The sequence below is a fragment of the Microbacterium sp. NPDC076911 genome (genome assembly GCF_040687125.1).
Classification (GTDB): domain Bacteria; phylum Actinomycetota; class Actinomycetes; order Actinomycetales; family Microbacteriaceae; genus Microbacterium.
This window is the reverse complement of sequence record NZ_JBFBMP010000002.1, coordinates 220,920-243,036: the sequence shown is the minus strand read 5'-3', so window position 1 is coordinate 243,036 and position 22,117 is coordinate 220,920. Positions and strand designations below refer to the sequence as shown.

19 protein-coding genes are annotated in these 22,117 nt (G+C 64.0%); 8 read left to right on the top strand and 11 right to left on the bottom strand.

The genetic code is table 11. The features are described from left to right. The 3 genes from AB0O81_RS03610 to AB0O81_RS03600 are packed head-to-tail and all read right to left on the bottom strand — an operon-like array spanning position 1 to position 3,754. Positions 1-1,002 (bottom strand): glycosyltransferase family 2 protein, encoded by a 1,002-nt coding sequence (locus AB0O81_RS03610; protein ID WP_363581326.1) that lies wholly within the window; start codon positions 1,000-1,002, stop codon positions 1-3. 47 nt (positions 1,003-1,049) lie between these two features. After that, positions 1,050-2,357 carry an O-antigen ligase family protein gene (locus AB0O81_RS03605; RefSeq protein WP_363581324.1) on the bottom strand — a complete coding sequence of 436 codons (1,308 nt, stop codon included), beginning with the start codon at positions 2,355-2,357 and terminating at the stop codon, positions 1,050-1,052. Beyond that, a complete protein-coding gene (locus AB0O81_RS03600; protein ID WP_363581322.1) occupies positions 2,354-3,754 on the bottom strand; it encodes an O-antigen ligase family protein in 1,401 nt (466 codons plus the stop codon). The genes AB0O81_RS03605 and AB0O81_RS03600 overlap by 4 nt, the downstream gene beginning before the upstream one ends. A 191-nt stretch (positions 3,755-3,945) precedes the next feature. On the opposite strand from AB0O81_RS03600, the gene AB0O81_RS03595 reads away from it, so the two are divergent. The 3 genes from AB0O81_RS03595 (at position 3,946) to AB0O81_RS03585 (ending at position 8,617) form a co-directional block, all read left to right on the top strand. After that, entirely contained in the window at positions 3,946-4,272 is a 327-nt protein-coding gene (locus AB0O81_RS03595) for a WhiB family transcriptional regulator (RefSeq protein WP_363581320.1), read from the top strand. A gap of 77 nt (positions 4,273-4,349) precedes the next feature. Further along, positions 4,350-7,202 carry a glycosyltransferase gene (locus tag AB0O81_RS03590; protein ID WP_363581318.1) on the top strand — a complete coding sequence of 951 codons (2,853 nt, stop codon included), beginning with the start codon at positions 4,350-4,352 and terminating at the stop codon, positions 7,200-7,202. After that, complete coding sequence (locus AB0O81_RS03585) at positions 7,199-8,617, top strand: DUF5719 family protein (protein ID WP_363581316.1); 1,419 nt, start codon at positions 7,199-7,201, stop codon at positions 8,615-8,617. The genes AB0O81_RS03590 and AB0O81_RS03585 overlap by 4 nt, the downstream gene beginning before the upstream one ends. Positions 8,618-8,626: 9 nt before the next feature. Here the strand turns inward: AB0O81_RS03585 and AB0O81_RS03580 are convergent, their stop codons facing one another. Beyond that, the gene (locus AB0O81_RS03580; protein WP_363581767.1) at positions 8,627-9,019 is read right to left on the bottom strand and encodes a metallopeptidase family protein; all 393 of its coding nucleotides are present in this window, start codon (positions 9,017-9,019) and stop codon (positions 8,627-8,629) included. Between the two features lie 123 nt (positions 9,020-9,142). Between AB0O81_RS03580 and AB0O81_RS03575 the strand changes: the two genes are divergently transcribed. Both AB0O81_RS03575 and ahcY read left to right on the top strand, forming a co-directional pair. Then, positions 9,143-9,349: a DUF3499 family protein gene (locus AB0O81_RS03575; RefSeq protein ID WP_363581314.1), complete on the top strand. Its 207-nt coding sequence runs from the start codon at positions 9,143-9,145 to the stop codon at positions 9,347-9,349. 75 nt (positions 9,350-9,424) lie between these two features. Beyond that, positions 9,425-10,900 carry an adenosylhomocysteinase gene (gene ahcY, locus AB0O81_RS03570; protein ID WP_363581312.1) on the top strand — a complete coding sequence of 492 codons (1,476 nt, stop codon included), beginning with the start codon at positions 9,425-9,427 and terminating at the stop codon, positions 10,898-10,900. Between the two features lie 3 nt (positions 10,901-10,903). On the opposite strand, the gene AB0O81_RS03565 is transcribed toward ahcY, so the two are convergent. Continuing rightward, entirely contained in the window at positions 10,904-11,746 is an 843-nt protein-coding gene (locus AB0O81_RS03565) for an RDD family protein (RefSeq protein ID WP_363581311.1), read from the bottom strand. 16 nt (positions 11,747-11,762) lie between these two features. On the opposite strand from AB0O81_RS03565, the gene AB0O81_RS03560 reads away from it, so the two are divergent. Genes AB0O81_RS03560 through katG form a run of 3 tightly spaced genes read left to right on the top strand, consistent with a single transcriptional unit; the run spans position 11,763 to position 15,585 of the window. Then, the gene (locus AB0O81_RS03560) at positions 11,763-12,758 is read left to right on the top strand and encodes a stage II sporulation protein M (RefSeq protein ID WP_363581309.1); all 996 of its coding nucleotides are present in this window, start codon (positions 11,763-11,765) and stop codon (positions 12,756-12,758) included. 52 nt (positions 12,759-12,810) lie between these two features. Further along, a complete protein-coding gene (locus tag AB0O81_RS03555; RefSeq protein ID WP_363581307.1) occupies positions 12,811-13,239 on the top strand; it encodes a Fur family transcriptional regulator in 429 nt (142 codons plus the stop codon). 30 nt (positions 13,240-13,269) lie between these two features. Beyond that, positions 13,270-15,585, top strand: a complete 2,316-nt coding sequence (gene katG, locus AB0O81_RS03550; RefSeq protein WP_363581305.1) for a catalase/peroxidase HPI — start codon at positions 13,270-13,272, stop codon at positions 15,583-15,585. Positions 15,586-15,647: 62 nt separating this feature from the next. On the opposite strand, the gene aqpZ is transcribed toward katG, so the two are convergent. From aqpZ to AB0O81_RS03520, 6 genes are all read right to left on the bottom strand, one after another. Beyond that, positions 15,648-16,433, bottom strand: a complete 786-nt coding sequence (gene aqpZ / locus AB0O81_RS03545; protein WP_363581302.1) for an aquaporin Z — start codon at positions 16,431-16,433, stop codon at positions 15,648-15,650. Between the two features lie 117 nt (positions 16,434-16,550). Beyond that, positions 16,551-17,852, bottom strand: a complete 1,302-nt coding sequence (locus tag AB0O81_RS03540) for a DUF58 domain-containing protein (protein WP_363581300.1) — start codon at positions 17,850-17,852, stop codon at positions 16,551-16,553. Positions 17,853-17,855: 3 nt separating this feature from the next. Next, positions 17,856-18,848, bottom strand: coding sequence for a MoxR family ATPase (locus tag AB0O81_RS03535; RefSeq protein WP_363581298.1), 993 nt, complete (start codon positions 18,846-18,848; stop codon positions 17,856-17,858). After that, the gene (locus tag AB0O81_RS03530; protein WP_363581296.1) at positions 18,845-20,017 is read right to left on the bottom strand and encodes a DUF4350 domain-containing protein; all 1,173 of its coding nucleotides are present in this window, start codon (positions 20,015-20,017) and stop codon (positions 18,845-18,847) included. Before AB0O81_RS03530 ends, AB0O81_RS03535 begins: the two co-directional genes overlap by 4 nt. Beyond that, positions 20,014-20,655, bottom strand: coding sequence for a DUF4129 domain-containing protein (locus AB0O81_RS03525; protein WP_363581294.1), 642 nt, complete (start codon positions 20,653-20,655; stop codon positions 20,014-20,016). Before AB0O81_RS03525 ends, AB0O81_RS03530 begins: the two co-directional genes overlap by 4 nt. Positions 20,656-20,693: 38 nt before the next feature. Continuing rightward, the gene (locus AB0O81_RS03520) at positions 20,694-21,983 is read right to left on the bottom strand and encodes a glycerophosphoryl diester phosphodiesterase membrane domain-containing protein (RefSeq protein WP_363581292.1); all 1,290 of its coding nucleotides are present in this window, start codon (positions 21,981-21,983) and stop codon (positions 20,694-20,696) included. Between the last annotated feature and the right edge of the window lie 134 nt (positions 21,984-22,117).

The following is a 22,117-nucleotide window of genomic DNA, read 5'->3' as shown; positions in this document are numbered from 1 at the left end:
TCAGCCGGCAGAAGGCACGGAGTCGAGCGGCGGCATGGGCCGCCACGAGGTGTCTTTGGCGATCTTGCGCCCGTCTTTGAGTCCGCGGAAAAGATTGCTCGTGCCGCGGAAGGTGCGCTCAACGAACACCAGTCGGATGAGTTCCTTGGCGAATGTCAGTGCGGTACCCAGTGCAAACAACACGGGGTTATACACGCCGAGTGATCGGTAGTACTGCTTGATGTGGCCACGGTTGCGCATGATGTAGTACCGGTACGCGTTGCTCGACGCGTTCATGTGGCGAATGCCCATGTCCCACTGCTTGATCTCGCGTGTGCGGCGCAGCACGAACTCGTCCACGATCACCGAGGGAGTCTTACGCGATGCGAGCCAGCCATACGTCTGGTCATCCCAATAGATGAAGAAGCGTGGGTCGGGCAGACCGATCTTCTGCACGACTTCGCGGTTGATGAACATGCCCTCGAAGCATCCTGAGTTCATCGGCTTGAAGCCTGACTCATCGAAGCCTGCTGGCGCGAACGGAATAGGAATGCCCATACGCTCGGCGATTCGATACTGCCAGTAGAACTCACTGCCGTCGTAGTCGTACCGGCGTCCCTGGATGCTCTTGAAGCGAGGTGCCCACTTGCCCATTTTCGAAAGGCCATCAGGAATGACCTCGACGTCGTCGTCCATCAGCCAGATCCACTCGGAACCGAGCTCATAAGCGACGCGCATGCCCTCGCTGAAGCCGCCGGAGCCGCCCGTGTTGGTGTCGAGTCTTCGGTACACCAGCTGGGTGCCCAGCCGATCGCGGAACCCCTCTACGACCTGGGTGGTGTCGTCGCTCGACGCGTTGTCGATGATGACGATATGCCCCGGCTTGGGCTCCATCTTTTCCACGCTCTCAAGCAGCCGAGTAAGCAGCGCAGAACGGTTGAAGGTCACAACAGCAATCGTCGACGATGCGGGATCGAAGTCAGCGGACGAATCGATTGCGGGGTGGTTGTCTGCAGTGGGCATGGCTTCAAGAGCTTACCGCGCGCCACTGTGAACGTTGACGTGGCCGCTCAGAGCAATTCAGGACTCGCAGGAGGCAATGAGATCGTCTCGGGTTCGAGCTTCTCGCGCCACGATCGGGATTGCCCAGCGCGCACAGCGCACAACACCAGCATGAGCCAGCCGAGGCCGGTCAGAGTGAAGCTCTCAAATATCGAATCGATGAGCAGCGTCACCAAGATGAGTGGCGTCCACGCATACACGACGGAGCGCCGCTCGCTCGCGACCATCCACGCCCTGACGAGGGCGATTCCTGCGAAAGCGGCGAACAGGATGACGCCGACCCACCCCAACTGAAGCAGCACATCGAAGTAGGCGTTGAGACCGGTGGCGTGTGATTCATCAAGCTGAACATTGATTGCGTTGAATGGAAACTGGTTCGTGGCCCACGGACCGAACCAGCCCCAACCCTCGACCGGGTGGAATCGAACGAGATCCACCATCAGATTCCACAGATCAACGCGCAATGAGAAATCAGTACCCCCGCCGAGAAGCCGGATGATTGGGTGCCGTGCGAAGTATCCGATCAGGAGCGCGATGATCACCGCCGCCCCGAGGCTCAGCTGCACTGCGGTTCGATGTTGCGGCCGGGTGTGCCGCACGAGCACCAGCGCGCCCACGGCGGCGCCGGTTCCGATCGCGATCACAAAGACAGTGGGGGAGTCGCTGAACGCCGCCAGGGTGCCTGCCAAAATCACCGAGTACAGCGAAAGGCCAACCCGAACCGACTGGGTGCGGTATTCGATGAGGAACGTGATCACCGCAAGAACGGCGACAAAGCCGAGCATGTTTCGGGTGCCAAAGATTCCCTGGATCGGGCCAAGCTGCGCGAGGTTGCCTTGAACACCGATAAAGCCGAACGGAGTGTCGAGCAACACTCCGGAGAGCACTTCGGTAGCGAGCGACAGCGAGAGCAAGACTCGCAGCACATCGCCAAGCGCGCGCACAGTTTGAAGCGTGTCGCGAATGTGCCCGATCACCACCGCGAGTAGAGCGATCGCAGCCAACGACACCCAGTTTATGAGCGTCTGTTGGCTGTCGGTGCTCCAATAAGTGCTGGCGAGCGCCCAGCCGAGAAACAGCAACAGCGTGGTCGGCATGAGGCGTAGGATCGATAGTTCGCTACGGCGAGCCACCATCACGGCGATGCCAATTGCGCAGAGGCCGGCGATGATGGTGACGTACGTGACCCTTCCCGCCGTGTGCTCAATCAGATAAGACGCGAACACCGAGCCCAGGACGGTCAGGCTGTATGCGCGAGCGAAGCCGGGTGAGGTGAGAAAATCACCGATAACTACAGCCCGGGGTGTTGCGCTCATTGCCGCAGGCCGACCACATCGCCGCGTTCGATCGCGGCGCGTCGCTCGGCGGGGCCTTCGCCCACGAGCGGAGACTGCTTTACTTTTGCCGCGAGCATCACGACCAGCATCCACCCCCACAACATGAGCGGGTTCGATTCGGCGACTCCCTGCACGAGCAACACCGTGGCGAGCAGTGTGGGCAGCAGTGTGATCGCCGAGTAGGGTCGGTTTGATTCGAGGTCCCAGCGCGGGCGGTCGACCGCAAAGAACCAGGCGCGCCAGATAAACGTGAGATAGATGCCCGCCATCAAGATGAGGCCGATGACGCCGAGCTGCAGCGACACGTCGACCCACATGTTGTGTGCCTGCATCACGCTCTCGCCGTGATCGATGATCCACCCGTCGAAGGCGGGTTCGCTCGACACCCATGGCGTAGAGAAACCCCAGCCGATCCATGGGCGCTCGCCAGTGCGATCCAGTACGGCAGTCCAGATCGCCTCGCGCCCGGTGAGGTCGGCGGTGCGGCCTAGCGCCGTGAAGATCGCGTCATGGACAAGCCAGAGTATGACAGCGCCGCCGACCGCGAGTGCGGCATAGATGACGTAATAGCGGGTTCGCTCACCCGGCTTCGATGCGGTGCGCATCAGCAGCACTGTGGCCAGCACGAGAAGCACAGCGGCGGCGCCCACCACAGCCGTCGCAGACCCGGCTCGAACGAACATGTAGGCCGAGAGTGTCAGCCACGCAATCGGCCACCCACGGCGCTGTGGACTCATCGCGATGAGGATTGCGAAGACGATGATCGCGACCAGAGCGATGGCGCCCAGCAGATTGGCATTTCCGACGATGCCCTGTATGCGACCGCCGTCGAACAGGTTGTTCCTTGACCAGTACAGGATCGGGTCGACGGACTCGGTTCGGGGAACAAAGCCCGGCAGCACCGGCACTCCGACAAAGAGAGACACCCAGAGTTCGAAAGCCAGCGAGAGGCCGATGACCCATTTGAGCCCCGATCCGATCGCGCGCACGAGTTCATGCCACGACAGCACGCTGCCGACGAACAGCGCCTGAAGGGTCGTGATGTAGAGCAAAAGCAACGTCAGCCATGTCGCCGCCGGCCATGCAGACCACACAACTGACATCGTTGCCCACGCGACGTAGGCGAGTATTCCCCACGGCAACCGCCGCCACTGCAACGGCGGGCGCACGAGCACCCAAAGCACCGCTGAGAGCATTCCCGCGCTGACAGTGATGACGACGCTGATCGGAAGGCCGAAGGCATTCACCCATGCCGTGCCGGCGAATGCGCTGAACAGCACGAACACGCACCACGCGCGTAGCATCACGTGCCCCGTCTTCTCGCGGATGGGTGGGGCAGGTGGCGCTGACGCAGGGTGCTTGGAGTAGACGGCCATCGTGGATTCAGGGTACCCGGCTGAACTGGCTGCTGTTATCACCTTGCGACACGCCGTCGGCGCGTCGCAAACGTTCAAGAGGTGCTTGAGGCTTTAGTATCCGCGACTTGACCTCCGCGAACTACACGGGTGTAATTACTGGTAGCCGCGGACAGCGTGCACCGGGGGGACCCACGGGGGGAAGAAGAGAAATGACGGCATCGCAATACCGTTCAGGTGTTCCTGACGACTGGTTCGTCGATCCTGTGCAACTCGGTGTACCTGGAGTACGCCGCCAGATTCAGGTCGAAGAAGACAATCCTCTCTCATGGCAGACAGACGCACTGTGCTCTCAAACCGACCCCGAGGCGTTCTTTCCTGAAAAGGGCGGCTCAACGCGCGACGCCAAGCGCGTCTGCGGCACCTGCGATGTGCGGGCGGAATGCCTTGAGTACGCGTTGCAGAATGACGAGCGTTTCGGCATCTGGGGCGGCCTGAGCGAGCGCGAACGACGCAAACTCAAGCGCCTGGCTAGCTGAGTATCTGGATACGAATCACCCAGGTTGGCGCGTGGCGGCACGGCCATGCGAGCATCTCGGCTTAGTCTGACCACGCCATGCCCGCCCGAGTTCACGCAGTCGTCGTTGTACGCCCTGATGGGCGCACCCCTGCAGCCCTCCATCTACGACGAACTCTTGCCGCGATCGCAGCGCTGCGCCGCCCAGTTGACGCGCTGACAATAGTGCTGTGCGGCGCGGACGAAGAGCTCGACCGCATCGCACGAGATGCCACCCCCACCCACATTCGCACTCTCTCGCTGAACACCGGCTATGCCGCGGCAGTGGCCGCGGCAACGAGCGACATCGATGAAGATGCTCTCTGGCTGCTGGCACAAGACACCGCTCCAGAGGCAGACGCCCTCACGCACCTGGTTTCTGCGCTCGAGCTTGCACCTTCGCTGGCGTTCGTCGCGCCGAAACTGACGCGCTGGAACGATCGATCCGAACTGGCTTCGATGGGCGTGACGATGACGCGCTTCGGACGCACGGTCGTGCACGCCGAGGGCCAGCTTGATCAGGGTCAGCACGATAGCCGTGAAGATATTCTGGGCGCGGACGTTCGCGCGATATTGGTGCGCGCCGATGCGTGGCGCGACCTGGGCGGTTTGGATGCCGCATTGCTCGGCGCCGACCAGGGACTCGATCTTGGTGTGCGTGCGCGTCTTGCTTCGGGTCGAGTATCGATCGTGCCGCGAGCGCGTGTCGCGACTTCCGGCGATGGTGTGGCAGGCGTTCCCGCGCCCATCTCGCCTCAGCGGCGGCAGCGCGCAGCCTATATCGGTCGCACGGCACAGCTGCACCGTCGTGTGGTCTATGCGAACCCGGTCGCCGCCATATTGCTGTGGCTGTCGATACTTCCGCTGGCAGCGTGGAACACGGTGCTGCTCCTCTTCCGCAAGCAGCCCTCGCTGATCGGCCCGGAATGGTGGGCGGCGCTCAGCGCATTCGGAAGGCCTCTCGCCATCTTCCGCTCGCGGCGGCGGCTCGCCGAGGTCAAGCGGGTTCCGTGGTCGCAACTGGTGCCCCTTCGCGTCACGGGTTCGCAGCTGCGCGAAGTGTTCGGCACTGACGAAGGGGGAGAATCGCCGACGGTACCGACGCGCCGTGATCTGAGATTCTTCACCGGCGGTGGGGCGTGGCTTGTGCTGGCCGCCCTGGCCACATCGGTGGTGGCGTTTCCTGCGCTGCTTGCATGGCCGGTGCTCGGCGGTGGCGCGTTGCAGCCGTTGCGAACAACCGTCAGCAGGCTGTGGGCAGACGCGTCATATGGCCAGCTCAGCCTCGGCTGGAACGTGGTGGCCCCAGCTGATCCTTTTGCGACGGTGGTCGCGCTGATTGGATCGACAACGCCGTGGCAACCCTCGCAGGCGATTGTGGTGCTCTGGATTCTCGCGCTGCCGCTCGCGGCGCTCGGTGGGTGGTTCATGGCTACCCGTGTCACCGAACGTTCTGTATTGCGTGTGACTGCGGGAATCGCGTGGGCGCTGGCGCCCACGTTCCTCGTCGCGCTCGTCGATGGCAGGCCGACCGCCGTCATCGTGCATTTGCTGCTGCCGTGGCTGTTCACAGCAGCCTCGGTCGCGCACCGCTCGTGGACTGGAGCGGGCGCAGCATCCCTGATTCTGGTGGGCGTGATTGCTGCTTCGCCTTCGCTGGCGCCGGCCTTCGTAGCGCTGTGGGTGATGATGCTGCTGCTCGTCGTGTTTATGCCGAGTGGGCGAGGTGCATCGAGGGTCGTTTGGTTGCTCGTTCCCACTGCTGTCTTCTTTGCACCCTTGATCTGGCATGCCATCGCCACAGGCGACGGTTGGGTGCTGCTCGCCGATCCGGGGGTGGCATGGGCCGGGCCTCAGGTTGTAGCAGATGCCGCGGGGCGCTCGTTGCTCGCGGCCGGTATTCCTACGTTCGACATCGCCGGCTGGACGACTCTGCTGCCTGAGGGGAGCGCGTGGTGGGTGCCACTGCTCGTGGTGCCACTAGCGCTTCTTGCGCTGGCCGCCCCGCTTTCGCAGCGGTGGGCTTCCGGCATCGCCTTGCTCGTTGTCACGGCACTGGGGCTGGGAACGGCATTCGCGGCCGTCGGCATCGCCGTGGTGTTCGACGAATCCGAGGTCATTGCACTCTGGCCGGGGGCCGCGTTGAGCCTTGCCTGGCTCGGCGTGCTGGGTGGAGCGCTGGTGACCCTCGACGCCGCCCTTGCCCCACGGCTTCGTGCCGCTCGTGCAGCGGGTGCAGTCGTCGTTTCGCTGGCGATCATCGTCTTGGCCGTCCCCTCTCTCACCGCCATGGCACGCGGCACCGCCTATCTGGACAGAGGCGATGTGTCGACACTGCCCGCCTACATCGCAGCCGAAGGTCGAGACGACCCGAACGTGGGCACACTGGTGCTTACCCCGCAAAGCGGTGGCGGACTTGCCGCACAGTACGTCTGGGGTGGCAGCGAGACGCTGGGCGGCCAGTCGACCGTGATCTCAACGCAAACCACCGCGACCGAGCAAAACGAGCTGACTGGCAGCCTCGCCGCTGACCTCGTCACGTCGACAGACAGCGCAGCGATCGAAGAACTCGCAGCCCAAGGCATCAGTTTCGTGTTGCTCGCGAGCGACGACGGTGACGAGACTCCAGCCGCGCGCGCTCTTCGCCTGTCAGCAACGACATCGCTCAACCAGCGAGACACGCTCGAAGGCGTGGGCGAGACGGCCAAGGGTGAACTCTGGCGCGTGGTTGCAGAGGTATCAGAGCGTGCCGCACCGAGCGAAGAGACGCAGGCCATGACGACGATTGTCGCTATCAGCCAGCTCGCTATCGTCGGTATCGCTGTGCTGCTGGCGATTCCGACCGCAGCGACACGGCGCGCGGCGCGTCGAGCACCTCGCGTCGTCGGACCCTACTGGCAGGAGGGGCGATGAGCGATCGGCGTCCATTTCGACTCGCCACATCGAGCACACGCATGCTCGCAGGCACTCTGGTATCGGTGGCAGCGGTAGTCGCCGTAGTGACAGCGATCTCGCTGCCGTGGCCAACACTCGCGCACGAACCCGTGCAGGTTGAGGCGCTTCCCGCAGCGTCGGATTCGGTGTTGGTGTGCGATGGCGGCCTCGTGTCGATCGGGGTTGATGCCGCAGATGCTGCGGGGCTCGCTCTAGCTGCGACGCAGAGCGTCACCAGTGGCGTCTTGGCAGGCTTCCCCGAGCCCCTCGAGGAATCGCTTCAATCCAGCGTGTCATCGGGCGAGAACGGACCCCTCGCGTTCACGGCTGAGCCGCAGAACCGAGTTCGCACCGACGTCGCCGCCTCAGGCGCGACCACGGTGACAACCGAGGATCTCAGCGGCTATGCGGCTTCTGCATGTCAGCCGGCGCTCCTTGAGTCCTGGCTGGTCGGAGGATCCGCGTCAACTGGCGCCGCCGATCTCGTCGTTGTCTCGAACCCGGGCGATGTCGCAGCGACTGTCGAGCTAACCGTTTTCGGCGCGGACGGCATGATCACACCACCGGGCGGGTCTGAGCAGGTGCTTCCCGCCAAGACGCAGCGCGTGTTCCCCCTCGCTGGCTTGCTGTTGGGTGAAGAGAGCCCGGTCGTTCGCGTCACGGCGGTGGGTACCCCCGTGCATGCTTCCCTGCAGACGAGCCTCACTCGCACTCTCGTCGCGGTAGGGGTTGACCAGGTCGGCTCGATCGCACAAGCAGCGACGGAACAGCACGTCGTCGGCGTGCAGGTGGCTGCGGCCCCGGGCGAAGGGGGCACAAGCGGTAGTAGCTCGATACTTCGAGTTCTGTCCGCCGGCGCCTCGGCCACAGCAACGGTGACGGTGACGCAGTCTGGAGCGATTGACCCTTACTCCGACGCGCAGACGGTCCCGCTCAGTGAGGGAATTCCTGTCGAAGTCGACCTCGGCGACCTGGCAGTCGGCACGTACTCGGTGGCCGTTTCGGCCGACGCCCCTGTGGTCGCGGCCGTGCGCCAGGCCTCCGGAGAAGATGAGGGCGACGATTTCGCCTGGTACGCCTCGGCGCCGCGGATCGACACGCCGAGTCTGTTTGCCGCGCCAACGGGCCCTGCTCCTGTGTTGACCCTCGTGAACGATGCTGCTGAAGACGCCACGGTGACGATCGTCTCGGACGATGGCGAGTTTCGGCTCGAACTCGCGGTGCCAGCGGGATCGTCGAGAAGCACCAGACTTGAAGCTCGCACCGTCTACCAGCTCGACCCGGGCGGAGTGGGCGTGCGCGCGGGGCTATCGATGAGCGGTGACGGAGCGCTCGCGGGCTTTCCCATTTGGGCGGCGGATGCTGCGGCTCTTCCGATCACCGTCTACCCGTAACCTGGGCGGCTAAAAGCGGAAGCGATCCGGGCCGAGATCCCACGGGTCGCGTTCGAGGTACTCTGCGGCGGCGCGAAACACGCACCCTTCGATCATGATCCTCTTGTGCAGATCATCGTTGCGGTGCAAGTGGCTCAGTCGTTCGATCGGCAACCGGTAGAGAATGATTCGCTTCGCATCGCGCAGCACCGTCCAGCGGGGAATCCCGTGCTCGGTGCTGGCGTGCGGCATGTCGGCAACCTCGAACCGCACTTCTCGCAACTCGGGCCACGCCGAACGCAAAAACTCCGCCGATGTGCCGACTGCCAGATCGAACCGCTCCATGCGTGTTTCCAGGGGTGGCAGCGGCGGCCGAATGACCGGGCTGCGGCCCAGGCGGCCGTGGCGACCGTGGCGAGACATACGCCGCGGCTCAGGCTCGGGTTCTCGAGTGCGCCGCCACATCATGTCCCCATCTTAGGTGCGAGGCGGCGCCGTCGGCGCGGCACCCCGATGCCGGGCGGGGGGCACGCTAGCGTTGGGCCGATGCGCGAGAGATTGTGTTCCAAAGTGGGTTGTGCCCGCGAGGCTGTGACGACCCTGACTTACGACTATCCCGACCAGATGGCAGCGCTGGGCCCGCTTGGTCTTGAAGTGAACCCGCACGCACACGATCTTTGCGCGATTCACACCGAACGTCTCTCGGTGCCCAAAGGCTGGACCGTCGTGCGGCACGAGACGCTCCGCGCCTGAATCAGGTCACGCGAGTGAGTTTCGCCGGGCGCGACTAGGTGGCCGATCGGCTCTGCCAGGTGAAACAATGGTGGAATGTCGAACACCTCTGCCACCGTGGCGCCTGTCCGCCCATTTGCTTTCGAGATCGCCGATCTGGCGCTCGCCGAGGCGGGCCGTCACCAGCTACGCCTCGCCGAGAACGAGATGCCAGGGCTCATGTCGCTGCGCGAAGAGTTCGGCGCCGAGCAGCCACTGAAGGGCGCCCGCATCGCCGGGTCGTTGCACATGACCGTGCAAACCGCGGTGCTGATCGAGACTTTGGTGGCACTGGGGGCGCAGGTGCGCTGGGCGAGCTGCAATATCTTCTCGACCCAAGACGAGGCCGCAGCCGCCGTCGTCGTTGGTCCCGAAGGCACCGTTGATGATCCCGCGGGCGTGCCCGTATTCGCCTGGAAGGGCGAAACGCTCGAAGAGTATTGGCGTCTCGCCGACAGAATCTTCGACTGGAGCGACGAGGGCTTCGACGGCCCCAACCTGATTCTCGACGACGGGGGCGACGCCACACTTTACGTGCACAAAGGTGTCGAGTTTGAAAAAGCTGGCGCGGTTCCCGAGGCAACGACCGACGATACAGAGGAGTACGGCATCGTGCTGGCCTCGCTGCGCGCCAGCCTCGCGAACGATTCCCAGCGCTTCACTCGCATGGCCGAGGGGCTGATCGGAGTGACCGAGGAGACAACGACGGGCGTGCACCGGCTGTATGAGCTCGCTGCGGCGGGATCACTGCTTTTCCCGGCGATCAACGTGAACGACTCTGTAACCAAGTCGAAGTTCGATAACACCTATGGAATTCGCCACTCGCTGCCTGACGGACTCAACCGGGCAACCGATGTGCTCATGGGCGGCAAGGTCGTGTTCGTTGCCGGCTACGGCGATGTGGGCAAAGGGTCGGCTGAAGCACTGCGCGGTCAGGGCGCGCGCGTTATTGTCGGCGAGGTTGACCCGATCTGCGCGTTGCAGGCAGCGATGGACGGCTTTCAGGTTGCCAAGCTTGAGTCGGTGATCGGTGACATCGACATCATCGTCACCGGCACAGGCAACACCCACGTTGTCACGGCTGAGCACTTGCTGTCGCTCAAGCACCTCGCAATCGTCGCGAACGTCGGACACTTCGACGATGAGATCGACATGGCAGGACTGGCGGCGATCGACGGTGTCGAGCGCGTTGAAATCAAGCCACAGGTGCACGAGTGGCGCCTCCCCACCGGCCGCAGCGTTCTCGTGCTGAGCGAGGGGCGTTTGATGAACCTCGGAAACGCGACGGGCCACCCGTCATTCGTGATGAGCGCGTCGTTCACCAACCAGGTTCTTGCGCAGATTGAACTCTATGTTCGGACCGAGGCCTATCCCATCGGCGTCTACACCTTGCCGAAGGCGCTCGACGAGAAGGTAGCGCGATTGCACCTCGACGCCCTGGGAGTGGAACTGACCACGCTCACGCCGCACCAAGCCGCCTACATCGGCGTTCCGGTCGATGGGCCGTACAAGCTCGACCACTACCGCTACTGAGTCTCAGCGCTCGGGGAAGCCCCTCGGAGTTGTCGAGGCAGAGTCGAGCGCCCCGACTCGCGCCGCCTCGAGCTGAAGCGCTCGCAGTTCGCGGTGATATCTGAGGGCGCTCACGGCGCGAAGGAAGGTCTCGGGGTCTGATTGCGGAACAGGAGAGACGAAATCAGCGGCTTCTTCGGCGAGGGATGCCGCCAACCGCTGACGCGCGCTGGGCTCAAGACGTTCGCAAGATGAGATGAACTGCGCGATGCGCCGTGAGAGCCGGTCAGGTAGCCGTGCGACATCCGCGAGCTCCGCCCAGGCGGCGAGTGGGGCTGGCACATCAACCTGAGGTACAGCCAGCGGTGGGGTGCGCGTGCGCTCAGAGTATGTTCCCGCGAGGAGATCACCCAAACGTTGGGACCTCGGCGTGAACGCGCCGACGAGCGCTGCAATCGCACCGAAGGTCATCCACAGTTCCAGGACTCCGACCAGTGCGCGGATGAAGGCGTGCCTGAAGCTGGCTGCGCCACCGTCGGCTCGCACGATGCGACCGCCGACCGCGAGACGCCCTAGGCTGCGGCCGCGAGATACCGTCTCGACAACGGTGGGCAAGACGACCAATACGAGCACGGCCATCACGATCGACACGATCGGTAGGACGGCATCGGTGATCATGCCCGCCGACGACAGCCCCGTTGCCAACAGCACGAACAGCAGAATGATCGCCAGGCTCGCTGCCATGTCGATGATGACCCCGAGCGCTCTCATGAAGAACCCCAGAGGCTGAACGTCGAGAGCGACTGCTTCGCCCGTGAGTACTTCGTCTTGATGGATCTGGACAATCGAGACGTTGGCGGCAGGCATGGGTACAGTAAATCAAATGGATCCCGATGCGCTTACGGCTGCGCGCCGGCATGAGTGGGAGCGGCTCGACGAACTGAGTCGCACCCGCCAGCTCGACGGTGCCGAGATCGACGAGCTGGTTACGCGCTATCGCTCGGCCGCTGCCGACCTCGCCGAGGTGAAAACAGCTGCGGGGCGCAGCGCCGTGGGAGACCACATTTCAACAATGCTGGCCCGTGCCCGGCTTCGACTCACACGGGCACCCGAGAATGTGCTTCGCCAGATTCCTCGGTTCTTCGCCCTGCAGCTTCCAGCCGCGCTCTACCGATTGCGGTGGCTGACGTTGATTATCGCCATGCTTTTCGTTGGCGTGGTCGCGATCGTGGCGGTGTGGATCTCAGCCGATCCGACTCTGGTTGCCAGCCTTGGCGGGCGCGCTCAGCTTGAGCAGTACGCAGAAAACGATTTCACGGCGTACTACAGCGAGAACCCGGCGGCAGTATTCGCGGGCACGGTCTGGACCAACAACGCATGGATTGCGGCGCAGTGCGTGCTATTCGGGATCACCGGCATTTGGCCGATTATGGTGCTGGTGCAAAACGCGGTTGGCGTGGGAACTGCGGCCGCGGTGCTTGCCGCGTTCGACCGCGCTGACGTCTTCGTGTTGTTCATCCTCCCGCACGGACTGCTCGAGCTGACGTGCATCTTCGTCGCCGCTGCCGCGGGCCTGCAGATCTTCTGGGCATGGGTTGCTCCGGGGACGCGTCGCAGAGGCGAAGCCCTGGCGAGCGCCGGTCGTTCGCTGGCGACTGTCGCGATCGGCCTCGTGTTCGCGCTCGCTGTTGCAGGATTGCTGGAAGGGTTCGTGACCGCGCAACCGTGGCCGTGGGCTTTGAAGATCGGCATCGGAGCAACGGCACTGGGGCTGTTCGTGTTCTATATGCTGTGGGTCGGTTCTCGCGCGCATCGCCGGGGTGAAACCGGAGACTTGGATGAGTGGCAAGCGGGAACGCCAACCTTGACTGCCGGGTAATGTTCAGCATCCGTTTGTTTTGGATCATTCAAAATAGCGATAGTGTTGGGCCATGTCCTCCGCACTGGCTTCTGCCGATCTGATCCGCCACGCCGGTTTGCGCGTGACGGATTCACGTCGCGCTGTTGTCGACGCGTTGGGGGAGCATCCGCACGCAAGCGCCGATGAGCTGTTTCGGCAGGTCAGCGCACGCCTGCCGCAGACCAGTCTGCAGTCGGTCTACAACGCGCTCGCCGACTTCGTCGGTGCGGGACTTGCGCGTCAGATCGAACCCGCTGGCCGCCCACGCCTGTATGAACTCCGCGTGAGCGACAACCACCATCACCTTGTCTGCTCGCAGTGCGGCAAGGTCGAAGACGTTGACTGCGTCGTCGGTGCGGCGCCGTGCCTTGCGCCATCTGAATCGCACGGTTTTGCCGTCGAGGCTGCAGAAGTCACGTTCTGGGGCGTGTGCCCCGACTGCGCAGCATCCCCGCTTTAAATCATCGCCCACCCGAGAGGAAGGAAAGACATGAGTCACGATCACGAGGGAGCCGAGCCAATCGGCACCAACCCGACCGACATTGATCAGGCCGTCACCCCCATCGACACCCCCGTCAACGAGCGCGAAGACGGCGAAACTCGCCCCCGGCCCAACGAAGACGCGGGTTCGTGCCCGGTCATCCACGGCGATCAGCCCCACCCCACCACGGGGTCAGCGAACCGCGTGTGGTGGCCCAACCAGCTCAACCTCAAGATCCTCGCGAAAAACCCCGCGGTCTCCAACCCCCTCGGTGAAGACTTCGACTATGCCGCGGCGTTCAACACGCTCGATCTTGTTGCCGTGAAGAAAGACATTGAAGACACGCTGACCACCTCGCAGGACTGGTGGCCTGCGGACTTCGGTCACTACGGCCCGTTGGCGATTCGCATGGCGTGGCACAGCGCGGGAACCTACCGCGTTACCGACGGCCGCGGCGGTGGCGGCGCGGGCCAGCAGCGCTTCGCTCCGCTGAACAGCTGGCCCGACAACGTGGGCCTCGACAAGGCGCGTCGCCTGCTGTGGCCAGTCAAGAAGAAGTACGGTCAGAACCTGTCGTGGGCTGACCTCATGATTCTCGCCGGCAACGTCGCGCTCGAGTCGATGGGCTTCAAGACCTTCGGCTACGCGGGTGGACGCCCCGACGTATGGGAGCCGGATGACGACGTGTACTGGGGCCCCGAGAGCACCTGGCTCGCTGACGAACGCTACTCCGGAGACCGCGACCTGGAGCGTCCACTCGCGGCCGTGCAGATGGGACTTATCTACGTCAACCCCGAAGGCCCGAACGGCAACCCTGACCCGTTGCTGTCGGCGCGCGATATTCGCGAGACGTTCAGCCGCATGGCAATGAACGACGAGGAAACCGTCGCTTTGATCGCTGGTGGCCACACGTTCGGCAAGACCCACGGCGCGGCCCCCGACACCAACCTCGAAGACAACCCTGAGGCTGCTGGGCTTGAAATGCAGGGTCTTGGTTGGAAGAACAACAACGGCACAGGCAAGGGCGACGACCAGATCACCTCGGGCCTCGAAGTGACCTGGACCTACCACCCGACGCGCTGGGACAACGAGTTCTTCCACATCCTGTTCGCATACGAATGGGAGCTGATGACGAGCCCCGCGGGTGCCCACCAGTGGCGCCCGAAAGACGGCGCTGGTGATGACATGGTGCCGATGGCGCACGATGCCAGCACGCGTCGCGAGCCGCGCATGCTGACGAGTGACTTGGCGCTGCGATTTGACCCGGTGTATGGGCCGATTTCAAAGAAGTTCTCCGAAGACCCTGAGGCCTTCGCCGATGCTTTCGCACGCGCCTGGTTCAAGCTCACTCACCGCGACATGGGCCCGATCGCACGCTATCTTGGTGCCGAGGTGCCGTCAGAAAAGCTCATCTGGCAAGACCCGGTTCCGGCAGTGGACCACGAGCTCATCGACGCGACGGATGCAGCTGCGTTGAAGGCGCAGATTCTCGAACTCGGCCTGAGCGTATCGCAGCTCGTCGGCACCACCTGGGCGGCTGCCTCGTCGTTCCGTGGCAGCGACAAGCGTGGTGGCATCAACGGAGCGCGTATTCGCCTCGCTCCTCAAAAGGACTGGGAAGTCAACAATCCAGCGCAGTTGCAGACCGTGCTGAGTGCCCTCGAAGGTGTGCAGCAGAGCTTCAATGCTGACCGCACCGATGGCAAGCAGGTTTCAATCGCAGATCTGCTCGTGCTCGCAGGGAATGCTGCCGTGGAAAAGGCCGCGCACGACGCCGGTGTGTCCGTTGAGGTGCCGTTCCACCCGGGCCGCACCGATGCCACACAGGAGCAGACTGATGTGCTCTCGTTCGAGTACATGGAGCCGGTGGCTGATGGTTTCCGCAACTACTACGGGCCCAAGGCCTTCTTGCCGCAGGAACACCACCTGGTTGACCGCGCGAACCTGCTCACGCTGAGCGCTCCTGAGATGACCGTGCTCGTTGGCGGTCTTCGCGCGCTGGGTGCGAATTGGGATGGTTCGAACCACGGTGTGTTCACCGAGCGCGTCGGCGTGCTCACGAACGACGTGTTTGTGAACCTGCTCGATCTCGGCACCACGTGGAAGAGCGTTGATCCCGGCGCGCACGCGTTTGCGGGCACCAAGGAAGGCAGCGGCCAGATGGTCGGCGTCGGTACGCGCGTCGACCTGCTGTTCGGCTCGAACTCTGAGCTGCGCGCTCTCGCTGAGGTCTACGCGAGCGATGACGCCAGCGAGAAGTTCGTGCACGACTTCGTCGCCGCCTGGACCAAGGTCACCGAGCTCGACCGCTTCGACCTCGTCTGATCTGCGCATAGCAAAACGGCCCGTTCCCACTCAGTGGGAACGGGCCGTTCTCCTTGACCGCGTTACTTCACGCGGGCTTCTGCTTGCGCCTCTGGAAGTGCGGGGGACTCGAACAGCGCACGGTGCAAGAAGCCACCGAGCAGTCCACCGATCAGTGGGAAGACGATGAAGACCCACAGCTGCGCGAGAGGCAGTGCGCCGCCATAGATCGCCGTTGCAATCGAGCGCGCCGGGTTCACCGATGTGTTGTCGATCGGGATCGATGCGAGGTGAATCAGGGTCAGGGTGAGGCCAATCACGAGACCTGCCATGGCGGGGGTGCCCCGCTTGCTGTTTGTGACCCCCAAGATGATGACCACGAAGATCGCGGTGAACAGAATCTCGGCCGTTATCGCGGCACCGAGACCGAAGCCGCCGGGCGAGCCCTCGCCGAAGCCATTGCTGGCGAAACCGCCGTTTTGAGCATTGCTCAGCCACCCTTCGGGTCCGAAGGTGCCGATCAGCACGAGCAGGGTAGTGGCCACCGCGCCACCGACGATCTGCGCGATGATGTAGGCAGGAACGTCTTTCCACGCGAAGCGGCCAGCCGCGGCAAGACCGAAGGTAACTGCCGGGTTGAAGTGGCCGCCCGAGATCGCTCCCCATGCGTAGATGCCGGCCATGACGGTCAGACCGAACGCGAGGGAGACGCCCAGGAATCCGATTCCTAGCGATGTGCCGTTGGCGCCCGTACCGAAGTCAGCAGCGAATAGAGCAGCCCCGATTGACCCGAAGACGAGCAAGAACGTGCCGAGGGCCTCGGCAACAAGCTTGTTCGCCGTGCTCGGCGTTGTAGTGGTATCCGACATGGCGGACTCCTTTCCTCGACTGGAGCATATCGGTTCGCACAGCAAATACTCAGGTACGAGCGCAGGTGTCTCAAGACCTGCGCGGTTCGCACCCGGTGCCGCAACCGGCTGTCCGGTTCAGAGGCGTCCCTGTGCCTTGAGATCCAGATAGCGGTCCGCGATTTTTGGCGGCAGGGCATCGGGCGAGGCACTGATCGCTTCCGCATCGGCGCGAGCAATGGCCGCCACCACACGCGCAGCATCCATCGCCGTGCGCTCATGCGCAGCCTGGCGATAGATCTCTTCTGCTGTAGCGCGTGCGGGAAGGGCAATCTCTTCATCTGTGGCGGCACCGACGAGCACGTGGCTGCGCTGCGCGAGTCCGGGCAGCGAACCTAGAAAGCCTCTCGCGGCCTCGGTCGCATCTTGAGCGGTGAGCACCACCACGAGCGACGGTCGAGACGTGAGTGCGCGTACGGCTGCGAACGCGGCATCCCAGTCGGTATCGATCAACTGAGGTTCTACGGGCGCCATGGCGTCAACGAGGGCGGGCAGAAGCGCAGTGCCGTCGACACGGGTGACACGGCCGCGCACGACGCGGTCGAACATCACCAGGTGCACATGATCGCCAGCACGCGTGGCAAGCGCGGCGAGAAGCAAAGCCGCTTCCATCGCGGCATCCAAGCGAACGCCATCACCCACGCGCGCGGCTGAGGTGCGCCCGGTGTCGATGAGAATCGCGACATGCCGGTCTCTCTCGGGCCGCCAGGTGCGCAACATCGTGGTGCTTGAGCGCGCCGTGGCGCGCCAGTCGATAGAGCGAACGTCATCGCCGCGCACGTACTCACGCAAGCTGTCGAACTCGGTGCCCTGCCCGCGCACCTGCACACTCGTGTTGCCATCGAGCTCACGCAAGCGAGCCAAGCGTGAGGGCAGATGTCGCCTCGAGGTGAAAGGGGGCAGCACACGAATTGCCGCGACAGAATCGAGCCGGCGTTGTCTTCCTGCAAGCCGGAGAGGCCCATCAGAGCGCACCACCACGAACTGCGAAGTGAGTTCACCGCGTCGTCGCGGGCGCAGCGCGACGGTGATGGTGCGGCTTTCGCCGGCAGGAATCGTCAGCGGGTATCGCTCGGCGGAAGCCCCTGCGGTCGGTTGCCATGCGTCGCGCAGACGGCCGTGAAGGGTGCGAGCGGCGAGATTTGTCACAGTGACTGCGGTGGCGACCGACTCGTCAAGGCGTGCTTTCGCCGGCGCAGAGCGCGACACCCTCATCCGGTTCGGGTTGGTGGCAAATGAGGCATCGGCCACGGCAAGCACCGCACACAGCAGGATCCACCCGGCGCAGGCGACCCATGCGCTGATGCCCGCGAACGAGAGCAGCACGACGGGCAGAGCGCCGAGAGCGACGAGCAGGGGGAGACGGCCGGTGAGATACATGATCTAGATCGGCACCCGTGTCTGTTGGAGTACGGAACCAAGCACCGCATCGACCGAGACCCCCTCGAGCTCGGCGTCGGGCCGCAGGCGAATGCGGTGACGCCAGGTGGGAACAACCATCGTCTGAACGTGGTCCGGTGTGATCGCGGGATAGCCGCCGAGCCATGCCCACGCTTTCGCGGCTGACAGCAGAGCCGTCGACGCGCGCGGGCTTACCCCCAGTTGCACTGAAGGACTTTGGCGCGTGGCCTGTGCAAGATCCACCACGTAGCCGAGCACATCGTCAGAGACCGTGACGGTTGCCGCAGCCTCGCGGGCGGCACGAATTTCGTCGGCGCTCGCAACGGCCTGCAGCCCGGCCCCGGCCAGATCGCGCGGGCTGAAGCCATCGGCGTGGCGTCGCAGCACCGCAAACTCGGCGTCGCGCGCGGGCAGATCGATGATCAGCTTGAGCAAGAAACGGTCGAGCTGCGCCTCGGGCAGGGTGTACGTCCCCTCGTGCTCGACTGGGTTCTGAGTGGCCGCGACCAGAAAAGGGTCAGGGAGCGTGCGCGTAACGCCGTCGGTCGACACTTGACGCTCTTCCATTGCTTCCAGCAGGGCAGACTGCGTCTTGGGAGGCGTGCGGTTGATCTCATCGGCCAACACGATGTTGGTGAAGATCGGACCCTCGCGAAACTCGAACTCGCCCGCGCGAGCATCGTAGATGAGCGATCCCGAGACGTCACCGGGCATGAGATCTGGAGTGAACTGAATGCGCTTGGTACCAAGGCCCAGTGCGGTGCTGAACGATCGCACCAGCAGAGTCTTGGCGACTCCGGGCACGCCCTCAAGCAGCACATGGCCACCAGCGAGCAGGGCGATCAGCAGACCGGTGACCGTGCCCTCTTGCCCGATAACCGCCTTGCCTACTTCAAGGCGCACGCGATTCATCGACTCACGAAGCGCATCATCGTCGGCGGGGGTATCTGCAAGCGGCGCAGTGGGGTCGCTCATGAAGAGTTCCTTTCTGGGCGGACGGCCGTCTGTACGGCGTCTTCAAGTTGGCGAAGCTGTTCGCTGAGCGCCACCAGTTCGGCGTCAGTCGTGGGTGCGTCATCGAGGAGGATTCGGCGAACGTTCACACGGTCGCTTTCAGTGATGGATGCAGCGGCCTCTGCGACGTCACGGGCATCCGCGTGGGCTCCGAGGTGAAGAACACGCGCGAGACGCCCGATCGCGGCAATGCGCAGTTGATCAGCTGCGTGGCGAGCATCGCGCGACGCGGCGTACATTCGAGCGCGGCCCTCGGTCGTTTCAGACGCACGTACAGTCACTGGCAGCCGCTCGGCGACGAGCGGACCGAAGCGGCGTCCTCGCCAGATCGCTGCCGCTAGCCCCGAGACGAGTAAGAGCACGATCACCGGGCTGACCCATGGCGGAGTGAGCTCGCCCAACGAGGGATCAGTGTTGGCGAGGTCGGTGTCATCTGGGTCAGGGATGTACCAGACCAGTCGGTCGTTGCCGCCCATCAGATTGATCGCAAGAGCCGCATTGCCGTTGTCGGCGAGGTATTGGTTGGTGAACAGCACCTGAGCATCAATGGCAACGGTCGTTCCGTCTGCATGCTCAGCAGTCACGAGCGCCCATCCTTCACCGGCCGGGTAGCAGCTCTCGCCGCCCAATGATGGAGCAAACAGCGCGCCGGGGGTGATTGCGCCTGATCGTTGGGCTGCATCGAGACTGCACGCCGGTGCGACACTCTCGTCGGGCGCGTAGCCGGCTGCTGTTGAGCCGTCGACTAGCAGGTCAAGGGTACGAGAACGCGGGTCTACGAGCACGATGTCGTCGGCGGCGCCCGCTATCTGCAACAGACGCTCGTCTGACAGTCCGGGGGTGTCGAGTAGCACGAGCGTGGCGGGTGCAGAATTCAACTCGCGTTCTGCATCGGCGTGATTTCGAACCACCTGCACATCGACGGCGTGATCACGGAGCACCTCGACCAGCGCTCGTGTTCCGTTCGGGCCGTTCGAATCGGGATCGAGCAGTCCGCTTTGTGTCCATTCGCCGATTCCAGACAGCGTGGCTCCGATGGCTCCGACGGCAACAATGCCAAGGCCGATGGCCGTCCACCCGGCCAGTCGGGTGCGCAATGAGGTCGGAGGCGTGCCCACGGTCACGCTCACGCGAGCGCCTCTTCAGCGATGGCGGGGCGGGCGGCGGCTACCGCATCGTCAGTGGCGACTATCTGGCGGTAGAGCTCAGCATTGCCGCGACGGCGCAAGTACCGCACGTCGTCGAACGTGGTCGCGGCGAATTCAAGCGCGTCGGCTGAGGCGGGAAAGACGGGGGATGCGGCGCGCGCGAAAGCGTGTACTGTCGCGCCAGGTGGAGTGTTGACGACACCGCGCTCGATGCAGCCCTGAGCGATCGCGCGGAAACGCAGCACTATGGCCTGATCCCACTCTGTCGCTGCTGCTTTGGATTCGGCGTCTCGGCGCAGTTGCGCTGCGGAGCGGGCGTCGCTCTCACCGAACAGCACCGGCGGGTTACCTCGGCCACGACGGATTGCGCGCGGCACGCCCCAAATAGCGAAAGCGCCAGCGATCAAAACGATGACGACAATCGCGGCGACCACCGCGGCAATCGGTCCGAACTCGCCGGGTAGCTGAGGTGAGAACAGATTGCCGATGAACTCGCCCACGGACTGGGCGACACGGTCAAACAGGGTCGGCTCGGCGATGTCATAGATCGGGTTCGATAGCTCGTCTTCTGCCCAACGTCGCGCCGTTTCTTCGTCTGGAGTCAACGGTGGAGCATCCATCGGCGCAAGGCGTGCGGCGATGGACGTAGTGAAACGGGCTAGCTCCACGGCGATTTCGGGTCGGCGGTTTTGTCGCCCGACGCTGCTGAGGCACCGGGGGCTGCCCATGTCGTGGGTGACGAGGCAGGGGGCGGTGATGCCGGGGCAGCCGGGACCTGTGGGGGCGCGGTGGATTGCGGTGGCTGGGGTGGCGCCGGGTATGGCGGTTGCGGGGGATACTGCTGGGCGTCGGCGCCTGGCGCAGAGGCGGGAGCCAAAGCGTACGGGTTCACTGGCAGGCGGGGTTCGACCTCGCGGCCGATGTGCTGCCGGTACGGATCTGTCAGCCCGGTTGCGCCCGCATCGCGGTGCTCGATGTATGCGAGAAGGTCTAGGTCGAGACCCTCGCGCTGCATGCGCGCATCGATATAGATGATCGCAGTTGCGGTCGACTGCACCACGAGGGCGACTGATTGGATCAGCAGCGTCAGAATCTGGGCGAACAGCGTAATCACCACGATGGCGATGATGGCGGAGGCATCGGGGTCGCCAGTGGGAGCGATGATCGAGGTAAATGCGGAGCTGAGCAGACCGAGCGGAAAACTGATCACCTGGCTGACCGTGCCAAAGATCAGTGACACGACCAGCAAGAGACCGAGCGTGCGCCAGAACCGCCGACGGGTGAGCACCCACGAGCGTGACAACGCCTTGCCGATGCTCTGGTGCTCGATGATGATTGCCGCGGGTACCAAGAGCAGCTTGATTCCCAGCCACCACGCCAGCGGTATGGTGGCGAGCGCGACAAGGATACCCACTCCCACCGCGAGGGGCGCGGCGACCAGCCCGAGCGCGAGTATCGCACCGCCGAGCACCGCTACCAGAACGATAACCGCGATGACCATCAGTGCCGTGTACGCAAGCAGGCGTCCAATGACGGGTTTGATCTGACGCCATAGCGCGCCGAGCGAGAGTTTCTCTGCAACGGCGGCGTGCGCGACCTCGGCGATGACAACCGCCTGCACAACAATGGTGAGCGCACCCACGGCGAGTCCGAGCAGGAGGGCCGCGATAGCGGTGATCGTAATGGACCCGGCGAGAATGGCGTTGAAGTCGTCCGAGCCCGGAGTCACCGTGTCGAGGCGCGAGAACGTGAGCCACGCCACTGCGCCGACCGCCACGGTCAGCACGATGTATGCAACGGCCTGGGCGACGAGCGCGAAGCCCAACAGCACTCGCGGATTCTGGCGCAGGGCAGCGAACGAACGGCCCAAGATGGTGCCAAAAGTCAGGGGGTGCAGCGGAATGATTCCCGGTCGAGACGCGGGCGTCCATGCGGGATAGGCGGTCATCAGTCTCTCCCCTCGGCGCAAGCTTGGAAAGCGCCACGCAATGTCCACTATCGTCGCACAGCCCAGCGACGTCCTCGCAGTGGGAATTCGCTCGGATTCATCGTCATCGGCTCGGGTTCAGCACATGCTGAGCA

Bases quoted from the DNA above. Each gene is read 5' to 3' on its own strand.
- ahcY (WP_363581312.1), top strand. From the start codon at position 9,425: ATGTCGAACACCTCTGCCACCGTGGCGCCTGTCCGCCCATTTGCTTTC.
- AB0O81_RS03520 (WP_363581292.1), bottom strand. From the start codon at position 21,983: ATGACCGCCTATCCCGCATGGACGCCCGCGTCTCGACCGGGAATCATT.
- AB0O81_RS03605 (WP_363581324.1), bottom strand. From the start codon at position 2,357: ATGAGCGCAACACCCCGGGCTGTAGTTATCGGTGATTTTCTCACCTCA.
- AB0O81_RS03580 (WP_363581767.1), bottom strand. From the start codon at position 9,019: ATGTCTCGCCACGGTCGCCACGGCCGCCTGGGCCGCAGCCCGGTCATT.
- AB0O81_RS03565 (WP_363581311.1), bottom strand. From the start codon at position 11,746: ATGCCTGCCGCCAACGTCTCGATTGTCCAGATCCATCAAGACGAAGTA.
- AB0O81_RS03540 (WP_363581300.1), bottom strand. From the start codon at position 17,852: ATGTATCTCACCGGCCGTCTCCCCCTGCTCGTCGCTCTCGGCGCTCTG.
- AB0O81_RS03595 (WP_363581320.1), top strand. From the start codon at position 3,946: ATGACGGCATCGCAATACCGTTCAGGTGTTCCTGACGACTGGTTCGTC.
- AB0O81_RS03575 (WP_363581314.1), top strand. From the start codon at position 9,143: ATGCGCGAGAGATTGTGTTCCAAAGTGGGTTGTGCCCGCGAGGCTGTG.
- AB0O81_RS03610 (WP_363581326.1), bottom strand. From the start codon at position 1,002: ATGCCCACTGCAGACAACCACCCCGCAATCGATTCGTCCGCTGACTTC.
- AB0O81_RS03525 (WP_363581294.1), bottom strand. From the start codon at position 20,655: ATGGATGCTCCACCGTTGACTCCAGACGAAGAAACGGCGCGACGTTGG.
- AB0O81_RS03560 (WP_363581309.1), top strand. From the start codon at position 11,763: ATGGATCCCGATGCGCTTACGGCTGCGCGCCGGCATGAGTGGGAGCGG.
- AB0O81_RS03600 (WP_363581322.1), bottom strand. From the start codon at position 3,754: ATGGCCGTCTACTCCAAGCACCCTGCGTCAGCGCCACCTGCCCCACCC.
- AB0O81_RS03535 (WP_363581298.1), bottom strand. From the start codon at position 18,848: ATGAGCGACCCCACTGCGCCGCTTGCAGATACCCCCGCCGACGATGAT.
- AB0O81_RS03590 (WP_363581318.1), top strand. From the start codon at position 4,350: ATGCCCGCCCGAGTTCACGCAGTCGTCGTTGTACGCCCTGATGGGCGC.
- AB0O81_RS03585 (WP_363581316.1), top strand. From the start codon at position 7,199: ATGAGCGATCGGCGTCCATTTCGACTCGCCACATCGAGCACACGCATG.
- AB0O81_RS03555 (WP_363581307.1), top strand. From the start codon at position 12,811: ATGTCCTCCGCACTGGCTTCTGCCGATCTGATCCGCCACGCCGGTTTG.
- katG (WP_363581305.1), top strand. From the start codon at position 13,270: ATGAGTCACGATCACGAGGGAGCCGAGCCAATCGGCACCAACCCGACC.
- aqpZ (WP_363581302.1), bottom strand. From the start codon at position 16,433: ATGTCGGATACCACTACAACGCCGAGCACGGCGAACAAGCTTGTTGCC.